The organism is Microvirga sp. KLBC 81, from assembly GCF_003075415.1.
In the GTDB taxonomy this organism is placed as follows: Bacteria; Pseudomonadota; Alphaproteobacteria; order Rhizobiales; family Beijerinckiaceae; genus Microvirga.
In genome coordinates, this window is sequence record NZ_QDAH01000004.1 from 116,782 (window position 1) to 129,776 (window position 12,995).

The 12,995-nt window shown below is 62.6% G+C and carries 14 protein-coding genes and 1 tRNA gene; 7 read left to right on the forward strand and 8 right to left on the reverse strand.

Annotation, left to right across the window (positions count from 1 at the left end; translation table 11 throughout):
• Window positions 1-50: 50 nt before the first annotated feature.
• From DC522_RS04550 to moaA, 3 genes are all read right to left on the reverse strand, one after another.
• Window positions 51-917: an NAD(P)-dependent oxidoreductase gene (locus DC522_RS04550; protein WP_116527515.1), complete on the reverse strand. Its 867-nt coding sequence runs from the start codon at window positions 915-917 to the stop codon at window positions 51-53.
• 60 nt (window positions 918-977) lie between these two features.
• On the reverse strand, window positions 978-1,718 hold the full coding sequence (locus DC522_RS04555; protein WP_165820050.1) for a transporter substrate-binding domain-containing protein: 741 nt from the start codon (window positions 1,716-1,718) through the stop codon (window positions 978-980).
• 164 nt (window positions 1,719-1,882) lie between these two features.
• Window positions 1,883-2,920 carry a GTP 3',8-cyclase MoaA gene (moaA, locus tag DC522_RS04560; protein ID WP_116527517.1) on the reverse strand — a complete coding sequence of 346 codons (1,038 nt, stop codon included), beginning with the start codon at window positions 2,918-2,920 and terminating at the stop codon, window positions 1,883-1,885.
• Window positions 2,921-3,018: 98 nt separating this feature from the next.
• On the opposite strand from moaA, the gene DC522_RS04565 reads away from it, so the two are divergent.
• A complete protein-coding gene (locus DC522_RS04565) occupies window positions 3,019-3,387 on the forward strand; it encodes a gamma-butyrobetaine hydroxylase-like domain-containing protein (protein WP_116527518.1) in 369 nt (122 codons plus the stop codon).
• Between the two features lie 54 nt (window positions 3,388-3,441).
• Here the strand turns inward: DC522_RS04565 and DC522_RS04570 are convergent, their stop codons facing one another.
• Window positions 3,442-4,029, reverse strand: a complete 588-nt coding sequence (locus tag DC522_RS04570) for a L,D-transpeptidase (RefSeq protein WP_116527519.1) — start codon at window positions 4,027-4,029, stop codon at window positions 3,442-3,444.
• Window positions 4,030-4,277: 248 nt separating this feature from the next.
• Between DC522_RS04570 and DC522_RS04575 the strand changes: the two genes are divergently transcribed.
• Window positions 4,278-4,352: transfer RNA gene (locus DC522_RS04575), tRNA-Val, on the forward strand.
• A gap of 66 nt (window positions 4,353-4,418) precedes the next feature.
• Here the strand turns inward: DC522_RS04575 and DC522_RS04580 are convergent.
• Window positions 4,419-5,120, reverse strand: coding sequence for an HAD family hydrolase (locus tag DC522_RS04580; protein ID WP_116527520.1), 702 nt, complete (start codon window positions 5,118-5,120; stop codon window positions 4,419-4,421).
• 93 nt (window positions 5,121-5,213) lie between these two features.
• Between DC522_RS04580 and DC522_RS04585 the strand changes: the two genes are divergently transcribed.
• The 3 genes from DC522_RS04585 (at window position 5,214) to DC522_RS04595 (ending at window position 7,023) form a co-directional block, all read left to right on the forward strand.
• A complete protein-coding gene (locus tag DC522_RS04585; RefSeq protein WP_116527521.1) occupies window positions 5,214-5,669 on the forward strand; it encodes a hypothetical protein in 456 nt (151 codons plus the stop codon).
• A gap of 124 nt (window positions 5,670-5,793) precedes the next feature.
• Window positions 5,794-6,489, forward strand: a complete 696-nt coding sequence (rpiA, locus tag DC522_RS04590; protein WP_116527522.1) for a ribose-5-phosphate isomerase RpiA — start codon at window positions 5,794-5,796, stop codon at window positions 6,487-6,489.
• Window positions 6,490-6,519: 30 nt separating this feature from the next.
• Window positions 6,520-7,023 carry a DUF2059 domain-containing protein gene (locus DC522_RS04595; RefSeq protein WP_116527523.1) on the forward strand — a complete coding sequence of 168 codons (504 nt, stop codon included), beginning with the start codon at window positions 6,520-6,522 and terminating at the stop codon, window positions 7,021-7,023.
• Window positions 7,024-7,090: 67 nt separating this feature from the next.
• On the opposite strand, the gene DC522_RS04600 is transcribed toward DC522_RS04595, so the two are convergent.
• The 3 genes from DC522_RS04600 to DC522_RS04610 all read right to left on the reverse strand — a co-directional run bounded on the left by DC522_RS04600 (window position 7,091) and on the right by DC522_RS04610 (window position 10,110).
• Window positions 7,091-8,590: a tripartite tricarboxylate transporter permease gene (locus DC522_RS04600; RefSeq protein WP_116527524.1), complete on the reverse strand. Its 1,500-nt coding sequence runs from the start codon at window positions 8,588-8,590 to the stop codon at window positions 7,091-7,093.
• An 8-nt stretch (window positions 8,591-8,598) separates the two neighbouring features.
• A complete protein-coding gene (locus tag DC522_RS04605; protein ID WP_116527525.1) occupies window positions 8,599-9,072 on the reverse strand; it encodes a tripartite tricarboxylate transporter TctB family protein in 474 nt (157 codons plus the stop codon).
• 66 nt (window positions 9,073-9,138) lie between these two features.
• Entirely contained in the window at window positions 9,139-10,110 is a 972-nt protein-coding gene (locus DC522_RS04610) for a tripartite tricarboxylate transporter substrate binding protein (RefSeq protein ID WP_116527526.1), read from the reverse strand.
• 155 nt (window positions 10,111-10,265) lie between these two features.
• Between DC522_RS04610 and DC522_RS04615 the strand changes: the two genes are divergently transcribed.
• Entirely contained in the window at window positions 10,266-11,510 is a 1,245-nt protein-coding gene (locus DC522_RS04615) for an O-antigen ligase (RefSeq protein WP_116527527.1), read from the forward strand.
• Window positions 11,507-12,892 (forward strand): glutathione-disulfide reductase, encoded by a 1,386-nt coding sequence (gor, locus tag DC522_RS04620; RefSeq protein WP_116527528.1) that lies wholly within the window; start codon window positions 11,507-11,509, stop codon window positions 12,890-12,892. Before DC522_RS04615 ends, gor begins: the two co-directional genes overlap by 4 nt.
• The last annotated feature ends 103 nt before the right edge of the window (window positions 12,893-12,995 follow it).

Here is a 12,995-nt window from a genome sequence, read left to right on the forward strand (position 1 = left end):
GCCGGAGCCCTTAAGGGCTCCGGCGCTTTTTTATGAAGCTGAGGTGTGGCTTATTTCTCGAGTCGTGCGATGAGGCTCGACGTATCCCAGCGGTTGCCGCCCATCTTCTGAACATCGGCATAGAACTGATCGACGAGTGCGGTCACCGGCAGGCTCGCGCCGTTCTTGCGAGCTTCGCCCAGCACGATCGACAGGTCCTTGCGCATCCAATCCACCGCGAAGCCGAAATCGAACTTGCCCTGATTCATAGTCTTGCCTCGGTTCTCCATCTGCCAGGAGCCGGCGGCTCCCTTGGAGATCACCTCCAGCACGGCCTCGATGTCGAGGCCGGCGCGCTTGCCGAAGTGGATGCCCTCGGCTAGGCCCTGCACGAGGCCCGCGATGCAGATCTGGTTGATCATCTTGGTGAGCTGGCCGGCGCCGGCTTCGCCCATGAGGCGGCAGGCGCGGGCAAAGCTCATGATGACGGGCTCCGCCTTGGCGTAGACGTCCGCATTGCCGCCGCACATGACGGTGAGCACGCCGTTCTCAGCCCCCGCCTGGCCGCCGGAGACAGGCGCATCGATGAAGGAAAAGCCCTTGTCGCGTGCCGCAGCATAAAGCTCGCGGGCCACTTCCGCCGAGGCGGTGGTGTGATCGACGAAGATCGCACCCGTAGGGATGCCATGGAAAGCGCCGTCCTCACCGATGGTCACCTGGCGCAGATCGTCGTCATTGCCCACGCAGGCGAAGACGATCTCCTGGCCTTCCGCTGCCTCGCGCGGCGTCTTGGCGGCGCGACCGCCGTTCTCGGACACCCATTTGTCGGCCTTGGCCGCCGTGCGGTTATAGACCGTCACCTCATGCCCCTTGGCCGCGAGATGTCGCGCCATGGGATAGCCCATTACGCCCAGACCTAGAAATGCCACCTTCGCCATCGTGTGCTCCCGTTTCATCCCAGAAGTTCTAGAAACCGAAAGGGCAGGGGTCAAACGGGTCTATTTGATATCGAAGGAAAAATATTTGGCGCGGATCCGATCATAGGTGCCGTCCGCCTTCACCTGCGCGATGGCGCGGTTGAAGCGAGCGCGCAGATCCTCGTCTTCCTTGCGAAGACCGATACCGTAAACCTCGCGGCGATAGGCGGGCTCGGCCGGGGCGTCGCCAAGCACATGGCAGCATTCGCCCTCGCGGCTTTCGAGGAATTTCGAGAGCAAAAGCTCGTCTCCGAAGACAGCATCGAGCCGTCCCACGAGCAGATCGAGATTGGCTTCCTCGGCTTTCGCGTAGAGGACGATCTCGGCGTCCCTGTAGAAGGTCTTCAGGTAAGTCTCGTGATCGCTGCGCTCGGTGGTGCCGATCTTCTTGCCGGCAAAAGCCTGCGGCGTGACTTCGCCGGGCTTGATCTCCTTGGAGCCGATAAAGACAGCCGGAATGCGATAATAAGGATCGGAGAAGGCAATCCTCTTCTGGCGTCTCTCGGTGATCTCCAGCGACGACATAATCGCATCGTACTCGCCGCGGATCAGGCCCTTGATGATGCCGTCCCACTCACGCTGAACGAGCTCGCACTGGGTCTGCATCACATCGCAGAGGCTTTTCAGAAGATCGATCTCGAAACCCTGCAATTCGTTGCTGGTCGGGTCGATGAAGTTGAAGGGGGGATAGGCGCCTTCAATCGCGACGTGGATCACGGGCTTCTGAGGGGGCGTCGCTTCTTGAGCGGATGCCACAGGCACGGCAAGCCCCAGAAAGAGACCTGCAAGTATTGCCAGTTTCCGCCCGAAATGAAACGCGTTCACAGTTCTTCAGCCCGCTGATGTAAGGCCGGTATCTCTTGAAAGGCCTGAACAGTCAATCGACAGAAAGCACCAGTATTCTGATTCAGTCGCCGCAGAACGACTTACCCTCCCGTCATGCTCATGTGGCGTCTGACGGCAGGGCGGGAGTGGTCCCGGTCGATGATGAAATCGTGCCCCTTGGGCTTGCGGGCGATGGCGTCGGCGATGGCCTGCGTCAGCAGCGTGTTGTCCGCCGAGGCGCGAACGGGCGCGCGAAGATCGGCAGCGTCCTCCTGGCCCAGGCACATGAAGAGCTGGCCCGTGCAGGTCAGCCGCACCCGGTTGCAGCTCTCGCAGAAATTGTGCGTCAGCGGCGTGATGAAACCGAGCTTGCCGCCGGTCTCGGCCACCTTCACGTAGCGGGCCGGGCCGCCGGTGCGCTCGAGGAGATCGTGCAGGGTGTAGCGCGCCTCGAGCCGCTGCCGCACCTCCGAGAGAGGCAGGAACTGATCCACACGCTGCCCGTCGATTTCGCCGAGCGGCATGACCTCGATGAGCGTCAGATCCATCCCGCCTGCATGGGCCCAATGGATCAGGCTCTCGATCTCTTCCTCATTCACACCTTTCAGCGCCACGGTGTTGATCTTGATCTTCAGCCCCGCAGCCTGCGCGGCATCGAGTCCCTGCAGCACCTTCGACAGATCGCCCCAGCGCGTGATCCGGTGAAACCTGTCGGGGTCGAGGGTGTCGATCGACACGTTCACCCGTTTCACACCGTAACCGCTAAGCTCCCGCGCGAAGCGTGCGAGCTGCGATCCGTTGGTGGTGACGGTGAGTTCGTCGAGTGCGCCGGACTCGAGATGTCGGGAAAGAGAGCGGAACAAAGTCATGATGTCCCGCCGCACCAGCGGCTCGCCGCCCGTGATGCGCAGCTTGCGCACGCCATGTTCGATGAACACCGTGCAGATGCGGTCGAGTTCCTCGAGGCTCAACAGATCGCGCTTGGGCAAGAACGCCATATCCTCGGACATGCAATAGACGCAGCGAAAATCGCAGCGGTCCGTCACCGAGACGCGCAGATAGGTGATGGCACGCCCGAAGGGATCCAGCAGGGAGCTGCCGGAGGGGGGCGATTGAAACTGGATCGGTACTCCCTGCATCAGGGGCCTGCCTCATGGTTGCGCGCGAGGATTTGCTTTAGACTTCATATGTAGAGAGCCATCGTCAAAGCACAAAGCCGAGAAGAGGTCCAACCCCCATGATAACCGAGCGCTGGCCCACGGAGCTTCGCCTCGCCAAGGACAGGCGCAGCCTGCGTATCGTTTTCGATGATGGAACGGCTTTCGACCTGCCGGCAGAGTACCTGCGCGTGACGAGCCCCTCGGCGGAAGTGCAGGGTCACAGTCCCTCCGAGCGCAAGACCGTGCCGGGGAAGAAGGATGTGGAGATCATCGGCGTCGAGCCGGTGGGCAATTATGCGGTCAAGCTCGTCTTCGACGACCTGCACGATTCAGGCATCTATGGCTGGAACTATCTCTACGAACTTGGGGCTCGACACGAAGAGAAGTGGCGGGCCTATCTCGACGAGCTTGCCGCCAAGGGTTTGTCCCGCGAGCGGCTGCGCTGAGCGCCAAGGAAAGGGTCTTTCGCCGTCACCCCCGGACATGACGCTGTATTCGATTTAGCGCTGGACGATCACACGGGCGCCGACCTTGGCACGGTTGTAGAGGTCGATCACGTCGTCGTTCGTCATGCGGATGCAGCCGGAAGACACGGCCTCGCCGATGGTCTCGGGCTCGTTCGAGCCGTGAATGCGATAGATCGTGCTGCCGATATACATGGCGCGGGCGCCGAGCGGGTTGTCCGGGCCGCCCTCCATGTAGCGGGGCAGGTCGGGACGGCGCTTGAGCATGGCCGCCGGGGGACGCCAATCGGGCCACTCGCGCTTCATGGTGATGGAGTGGGCGCCTCTCCAGGTGAAACCTGGACGGCCCACGCCCACGCCGTAGCGCATCGCCTTGCCATCGCCGAGCACGTAATAGAGACGGCGCTCACTCGTGGAGACCACAATGGTGCCGGGAGCATAGCGGCCCTCGAAGGACACGACCTCGCGCGGGACCGGAGAGGCCAGCGCCTTCACAGCTTCGTCTTCGGCGCCGTAGAGGGGCTGGCGGGTGAGGGGGTCGATTGCAGTAAATGCCGCAGCCGGAGTCGCGAGAGCGACGAAAGCGCAGACAAGACCGGAGAGGGTTGCGCGCATGCGTCCCATGATTGCCTCGAAATGAACAAGTTTGGTGGCGGATTTTGTGATTGGTCAAAGCGTATAGCCGCGCTTCGGGTGCAGTGTTTATCAGGATTTTGCTATAAAATCCTAGCCCGGATGTGCCTTCTTTTTGCCACTTCGTAACCGAGGCGTTAAAGCCGCGCTGCCACGATCTGAATTTGAAAAATCTTCACGCGGTCCCCAAATCAGTGGCTTGACGCCGGGCCTTCGTCGCCATTAGAAGGCCCTGGTCAGGGCGCGTAGCTCAGCGGGAGAGCATTCGCTTCACACGCGAAGGGTCACAGGTTCAATCCCTGTCGCGCCCACCATTTTCTTCCTGACAATTGCAGTGCAGATCAACCTGTTCGCAGCGGCGACGCGTGCGAACCTCCGCATCAGGCTGCCAGCGGCTTCATCAGCGTCTCGACGGCAGCGAACAGCTCGTCGAAGTGATCGATCACGATGTCCGGGTTGAGGTCCTGCACCGGAATGTCCGTATACCCGAAGGGAACCGCGACGACCGGAATGCCCGCGTTCTGGGCCGTTACGATATCGGTGCGCGAATCCCCCACCATGATCGCTCGCGACGGATCGCCGCCCGCCCGCTCGATGGTCAGGGTCAGGTGCCGGGGATCCGGCTTGAAGTAAGGGAACGTGTCGCGACCGCAATTGGCCGCGAAGCGATGGCCGACTCCAAGCTCGTCGAGCAGTTTGATCGAATGCTCTTCGACCTTGTTGGTGCAGACCGCCAGGATGAAGCCTGCCGCCTCGAGCCGGTCTAGAGCCGCCGTAACACCCGGGAAAAGCTCGGTCCTGACGCGGATATTCTCGCCGTAATGCACCATGAACTGCTTGAAGAGCGTGTCGAGGTGAGACGGCGTCAGCTCCTTGCCCGCAGCCTCGAACCCGCGCTCGATCAGAGCCCGGGCACCCGCGCCGATCATGTCGCGCGCCTTTGCGAGGGGCAGGGATGCGAGGCCTTCCTGCTCGAGAATGACGTTCAGGGTCCCCACGAGATCGCCGGCCGTATCGGCCAGAGTGCCGTCGAGATCGAAGACGGCGATGGGCGGGGCGATTTGCGGGGTATGAATGACCATGAAGCTCGGTTACCTGCTCAAAGCAAGGGAATCAATTGGTGGGGATGATATGGTGCCCGTGGTTGATTCGTTCTTACCGTAATGGAGTGATGAATGCGGCTTTTTGGTTGCACGGCATTTCTGTCGATGGCCGTGGCAATGGTGAGTCTGCCGGGCTCGGCCCAGGCGGCATCTTATGATTTCGTGCCCGCGCCGCAGACCGACCTGAACCGGATCTACCGGATCGACCGGGTCACCGGTGAGGTCAGCTCGTGCCAATATGGACTTCAGGAAGGCACCATTGGTGTCACCCTCTGCTTCAGCCCGGGTGAGGGGGCAGGAGCCCAGCAGCCAGGCGAATATGGGCTCGTCGCGTCCCGCCACGAGCGCGAAGGCGGTGTGTTCCGGGTCAATTACCGAACCGGTGAGATGAGCATCTGCTACGTCTTCGACGAGCGGGTCGTGTGCACCCCGCAGGCTAGGCCGTCTTCGGCCGCGTCCACACTGGCGCCTTCCGCTGCGACACCGAGCGTCAACTCGGGCTCGGGAGCCTCTCCCCAGCGTCCTTGAACCTTCCCGCCGGGGCTTTCGTGCTCTGCCAGATATGAAACCATCTTTCTTTTCAATATCCTCGCATGCTAGACGCGGGCTGTGGCCCTCATCTCAAGCGGGGCGACATTTTTAGAGGTCCTCAGTGAGCGACAATCTCAAGCGTGCAGCAGCCGAAAGGGCAGCCCAACTCGTCACCGACGGCATGAGGCTCGGTCTCGGCACCGGCTCGACGGCGGCGCATTTCGTGGCGGCCATCGGCGCGCGCGTGCGCGGCGGCCTGAAGGTCGTCGGCGTGCCGACGTCCGAGGCGACCCGCGAGCAGGCGCAGCGCGAAGGCATTCCGCTCGCGACTCTCGACGAGATGCCGGAACTCGACCTGACGGTCGATGGCGCCGACGAGCTCGATGACGACCTGCGCCTCGTCAAGGGTGGCGGTGGCGCGCTGCTGCGCGAGAAGATCGTCGCTTCCGCCAGCCGGCGCATGGTCGTGATCGCGGACGGCTCCAAGCGCGTCGCGAAGCTCGGCAAGTTTCCGCTGCCTATCGAGGTCGTGCCCTTCGGCCTCACGGCCACGGAGCGGGCCATCGCCAAGTTGCTGGAAAGCCTCAGCATGACCGGCGAGCTGCGCCTGCGCCGCGCCGCCGATGGGGCTCCTTACGTCACCGATGGAGGTCACTTCATCCTCGATGCCCATCTTGGCCGCATCGACAAACCCAATGTTCTCGCCTCGACGCTCAACAACATTCCCGGCGTCGTCGAGCATGGTCTCTTTCTCGGCCTCGCTACCGGCGCGATCCTCGCGACCGGGGAGGGGCTCGTCGAACTCGGTCAGCTCTGACCATCAGCCTTCACGATTGGAGTCCCTTCTATGATCCGTCCCGCTTCACGCCTAGCTGCGACCTCGGTCGCCCTGTTCATGCTGGCAAGCCCCGTTTTCGCGCAGCAGGCCCAGCCGGGCGCCAGCCATCTGGCTGTCGCCCGTGAGGTCGCCATCAGCTCCCGCATCACAGATGCCTTCAATGAACTGCCCGGCCCGCTTCTCGGCCGGCTGCAGCGGATGAGCGTCACGAGCCCCGAGATCCAGAAGGACCTGGATCAGGTCGTGACCATGCTCCGTCCCGAAGTCGAGCAGAAGAAGCAGGAGCTGATCGACGCCAGCGCACGCATCATCGCCGCTAAGATGACCGAGGCCGAGCTGAAGGAGGTTGCGACCTTCTACAAGTCCGCTGTCGGTCAGAAGTACGTGCAGGTTCAGCCGATGATTCTCGACGACATCGTCCGCGAGATGAGTATCTGGTCGCAGAAGACCGCAGAGTTCATCATGACCCGCGCTCGCGAGGAAATGAGCAAGAAGGGCCATGCGCTGAACTAATTTCGGCAGATTGCAGATATGAAAAAGGCCCGGGAAACCGGGCCCTTTTTGTTGGTTGCTTTGGCTCTTAATCCTCGACGGCCTTGAAACGGCCGAGGCCCTTCATCACGAAGGGGAGGATGAGGGCGATCAGCGCAATCGCGAGCAGGGTCGCCGAGATCGGGCTCTGCAGGAGCACCATCGGATCGCCGAGGCTGATCGACAGCGCGCGCCGCAACTGGCTTTCCGCCACGGGACCCAGAATGAGGCCCACCACCACCGGGGCAATCGGGAAGTCGAAGCGCCGCATCAGGAAGCCGAGCACCCCGAACACCGTCAGCATGATGAGCTCCACCGGCGAAGGATTGGCCGCGATGGTGCCGATGGTGGCGAAGACCAGGATGCCCGCGTAGAGCCAGGGCTGAGGAATGGCCAGAAGGCGCACCCACAGGCCGACGAGCGGCAGGTTCAGCACCAGCAGCATGCCGTTGGCGATGAAGAGGCTCGCGATCAGGCCCCAGACGAGATCAGGCCGCTCCGCGAACAGCAGCGGGCCGGGATTGAGGCCATATTGCTGGAAGCCCGCCAGCAGCATGGCCGCCGTCGCGGAGGTCGGCAGGCCCAGCGTCAGCAGCGGCACGAGCGTGCCGGCGGCGGACGCATTGTTGGCGGCCTCCGGCCCGGCCACGCCCTCGATGGCGCCCTTGCCGAACTCTTCCGGGTGCTTTGTCAGACGCTTTTCGGTCGAATAGGACAGGAAGGTCGGGATCTCCGCGCCGCCGGCCGGAAGAGCCCCGATGGGAAAACCGTAGAGCGTTCCGCGCAGCCAGGGTTTCCAGGAGCGCTTCCAGTCCTCTTTCGTCATCCAGAGGGAGCCGCGTACCGCCTCGAGCTTCTCCTCCTGGATATGGCGGCGAGAGGCGACATAAAGGGCTTCGCCAACGGCGAAGAGGCCGACCGCCAGGGTCGTGACTTCGATGTTGTCGTACAATTCCGGGACGCCGAAGCTCAGGCGCGACTGGCCCGACAGGATATCAATGCCGACAAGTCCGAGCATGAGGCCGATGAACAGGCTGGTGAGGCCATGGATCGGCGAGTCGCCGAAGGTCGCGGAGACCGTCACGAAAGCCACGCACATGAGGGCGAAATAATCCTCAGGCCCGAAGCTCACGGCGATGTCGACCAGATAGGGGGCCAGGAAGGTCAGGCCCAAGGTGGCGATGGTGCCGGCGACGAAGGAGCCGATGGCGGAGGTGGCGAGCGCGGGGCCGCCGCGTCCGGCCTTGGCCATCAGGTTGCCCTCGAGAGCGGTGGCCATGGAGGCGCTTTCGCCCGGCGTGTTGATCAGGATCGCGGTGGTCGAACCGCCATACATGCCGCCGTAATAGATGCCGGCGAACATGATGATGGAGCCTGCCGGATCGAGCTTGAAGGTGATCGGCAGGAGCAGCGCCACGGTGAGTGCCGGGCCGATGCCGGGCAGAACGCCGACGGCGGTGCCGAGGAGAACGCCGATGAGCGCGAAGAGCAGGTTCATCGGCTGTATGGCGACGGAAAGGCCGTTGGCGAGCGAGAGAAAGGCTTCCATGTCAGGCCTCAGAACAGGTTTTCAAGCGGTCCTGCCGGCAGGGACAGGGTCAGGAGCTTGCCGAGCAGCAGGTAGATGAAGACGGCCAGCCCCGCTCCGATCAGGAGATCCACAAGGAAGGCGCGGCGTCCGAACGCCGCGGAGGTCGTGGCGAACAGAATGGCCGTGCCGATCATGAAGCCCCAGCCGAGAGAGATCAGAGCAATCAGGATCGCAAGCCCGCCGAGAATCAGGATGATCGGCTTCCAATCGAGGCTCTCGCGCTCCGGCAGATCTCCCCTGAAAGCCGAGATGGCATTGCCGAGGGCGAGAACGGCAAGACCGATGGATACGATGACCGGCATGACCTTCGGGCCGAGATCGTAAGGGGACAGGATCTGGAGCCTGGTCATGTCCCACCAGACCACGCCGGCGAGAACCAGGAGAATGAGCGCGATGGCAAGGCCTGCCACGTCGATGCGCCGCTGCGGAGTTGTCGTCATGGGATATCCTAAAAAGAAGCGCCGCGCTCCGAGAACGCGGCGCCTCCTACGGCATTATCGTGATTTTTAAGACTTCACCAGTCCAACCGAGGTCAGAACCTCTTTGGTGCGAGCCTGCTCGTCGGCCAGGATCTTCGCGAAAGCGTCACCGGAGATGTAGGCATCCTCCCAGCCCTTGGCCTTCAGGATGTCCTGCCACTCCTTGGACTTCGCCATCTTGTCCATGGCGTCCGTCAGAGTCTTCTTCTGGTCGGCGGAGAGGCCCGGAGGAGCAACGACAGCGCGCCAGTTGGCGATCTCGATGTCGACACCCTGAGCCTTGATGGAGGGTTTGTCGGCGGTGGCCTTATCGGCAGGCGTCGTCAGGCCGATAAGGCGCAGCTTGCCGGCCTTGATCTGGCTTTCGAACTCGCCGTAGCCGGAGATACCGGCCGTCACCTTGCCGCCGAGGATGGCCGCCAGGGCTTCACCACCGCCGGAGAAGGGGATGTAGTTGATCTTGGTCGCGTCGGCACCAGCCGCCTTGGCGAACAGGGCCGCGGCGATGTGGTCGACGCCGCCGGCCGAGCCGCCGGCCCAGGTGACCTTGGCCGGGTCCGCCTTCAAGGCTGCCGCAAGCTGCTTGGCGTCCTTGATCGGGGAATCGGCCGGAACGACGATGGCCTCGTATTCCGCCGTCAGGCGGGCGATGGGCGTCGTCTGTTCGAGGGTGATCGGCGATTTGTTGGTGAGCAGCGCGCCGACCATCACATAGCCCATGACCATGAGCTGGTTGCCGTCGCCTTTGGAATTGTTCACGAGCTGGGCGATACCGATGGAGCCGCCGGCGCCGGGAACGTTTGTGACCTGCACGCTCTTGGCGATGCCGGACTGGGTCAGAGCCTGCTGCATGGACCGGGCGGTCTGGTCCCAGCCGCCGCCAGGGGCCGCCGGGGCCATGATCTTCAGCTCCATCTGGGCCGCAGCCGATGTCACGAAGCCTGCAACAGCAGCGGCGGCTAGGGCGCCGCGCCAAAGGCTCTTGCGAAGTTGGCTCATAGTGTTTCCTCCATGGGACTTTAAGTCACGTCAGAGCGTGGTGCCGCAGACCGTAAAGGCGCTTTTCCTGAGGGGCAAGCGTCTGGGTCCTTTATCGCTGTTGAACCTTCGCGTAAGAGCCTGATGTAAGACCCTAACGGAGAGCGCACTTTCTTATGGCCTTCATTGACGTCCCCATGACCAGCCAGCGGCTTCGCGTTGCCGAACGTTTTTGGCGCGCCGCCATGGTGAGCCTGGCCATTACGCCCTTAGGAATGTCGATCGCCCACCGCTCCAGTCCTGTGTATGTGGTCCTGAGCGCTGTCCTTTGCTTGGTGGCGACGAGCCTTGAGGGACGGATCCGCCCTTTCCTGCGGCGCCTTTCAGCGGCATTGACCTCGCCTCTGGGGCTCGCCGTGCTTGCGTTCGTTGGCTGGACCCTGATGTCCGTCGGTTGGAGTGAGTTCGGATCCGTTTCCCTTCGCGCCTTCGGGGAATTTTGGCTGCCGATTGCGGCCGCCCTGATCCTGGCTCTGACCTTACCCAAGTATCTGACGCGGCAGATGTTTTGGATTCTGGCCGGCACCTTCCTGTTGTCGGGCATCATCATTGTGGCGGAGCTCGGAACGGGCTTGGTTCTGCGCAAGGCCATCGGCGTGCGTGCCGATCCCTTTATTTTCAATCGCCCTGTGTTGACGCTGCTCATGCTGGCCCTGCCTCTGACGGCCTGGATCCTCGACGATCTGCGGAGAGGGGCGGTCTGGGGCTTGGCTCTGCTGCTGTTCCTCACTGCAGTCGTGATGCAGTCCGAAAGCGATGCCGCCGTTCTGGGGCTGGCCATCATCTGCCTCACCTTTCCCATGGCCTGGTTTGTGCCACGAGTGACCTTTGTCTTGGTGGCCTTCGCCGTCCTGGTGGCCTTCTGCGTTTCTCCTCTCGTCGGTCCCATTGCGGCTCAACTGATCCCCCCCGCAATGCATGAGAAAATGGCCAGCAGCCACTCGAAGGAGAGGGTGGAACTCTGGCAGAGCTTCGGCTATGTGGTGCGGGAGAAGCCCATTCTGGGCTCCGGCTTCGGCATAAGCCCGCGCATGGCGGAAACCACCATTGCTCAGAAGGTGCCAGTGGAGCATCAGCGGATGCTGAACATCGGGCATCCTCACAATGCAGCTCTGCAGATCTGGGTGGAGCTTGGTGCGATCGGTGCCGCTATTGCGGTGTTTATTGCGTTTCTCACCCTGCGGGCGGTCTGGCGGTTACCCCACCTGACCAGGTGCGCTTCCATGGCACTGATAGCCGGAGCAGGCCCGGTAGCACTCGTTGGTCATGGCGCTTGGCAGGGATGGTGGGCAGCATCGCTTGGCGCAGCCATTATATGGATGCAAGCTGCCAGCCGATTCCAAACGGAGACCAAGTCATGACCCAGTTCGATGTAGATCTTTTCGTCATCGGAGGGGGGTCGGGTGGTGTCCGCGCCGCTCGCATCGCCGCGAACTACGGCGCGAAGGTGATGATCGCGGAGGAGTACCGGATCGGTGGAACCTGCGTCATTCGCGGCTGCGTGCCCAAGAAGCTCATGGTCTATGCCAGCCGCTTCGCCGACGAATTCCACGATGCGGCCGGGTTCGGCTGGACTGTTGGCGAAACGAGCTTCGACTGGGCGACGCTCATCCGCAACAAGGACGAAGAGATCGACCGGCTGGAGGGGATCTACCGGGCCAATCTCGAAAGGGCCGGGGTCGAGACCATCAACAGCCGCGCCGTGATCGAGGATGCGCATACGATCCACATTCTCAAGACCGGCGCCCGGATCCGCGCGCGCTACATCCTCGTAGCGGTCGGCGCGCATCCGACCCTGGAGCCCGCCATTCCGGGCGGTGAGCTGGGCATCACCTCGAACGAGGTCTTCCATCTGGAAACCCAGCCGAGGCGCATCATGGTTGTCGGCGGCGGCTATATCGCCGTGGAATTCGCCGGCGTGTTTGCGGGGCTCGGGAGCGACGTGACCTTGGTTCACCGGGGCGACAAGCTCCTGCGCGGCTTCGACGAGGATGTGCGCGATGCCCTGGGTGAGGCCTATGCTCAGCGCGGGATCAATCTCGCTCTCAAGACGACTGTGACGCGCCTGGACAAGGCTGCAGACGGCATTGCCGCGACCTTGTCCGATGGCTCCGTGGTTACCGTCGACCAAGTGCTGGTTGCGACAGGCCGACGGCCGAACACGAAGGGGCTCGGCCTCGAGAAGGTAGGCATCACTGTCGACGAGGTGGGGGCGATCCCGGTCGATACCTATTCTCAGACGCTTATCCCTTCGATCTATGCGGTCGGCGACGTGACCAATAGAGTCAATCTCACGCCCATCGCCATCCGCGAGGGACACGCCTTTGCAGACACTGTGTTCGGCAGAAAGCCCACTATCGTCGACCACGACCTGATCCCCACGGCCGTCTTTTCGACCCCCGAAATAGGCGTGATCGGCTGCGGCGAGGCGGCAGCCCGACAGGTCTACGGGGATATCGATGTCTACAAGACGGCGTTCCGGCCCATGAAGGCCACCCGGTCGGGCGGCTCCGAACGGGTGCTCATGAAGCTCGTCGTCGACAAGGCCACCGACAAGGTCGTAGGCGTCCACATCATGGGGCACGATGCGGGCGAGCTGATTCAGCTTGCTGGGATTGCCGTTACCATGGGGGCCACCAAGGCCGATTTCGACCGCACCGTCGCCGTTCATCCGACAGCTGCGGAGGAGCTGGTGACCATGCGCACGCCAGTGGTGGTCAAGAAGCCGGTTGCGGTAGGGTGAACGGAGTTTCGAAAAGACGCGGCCTTTCGGCACTCGCCTTTTTATTTATGTCGTGTATAGGTGCCTTTTCGTGCTGCTTGTTGCGGTGAACGAGAGGATACAA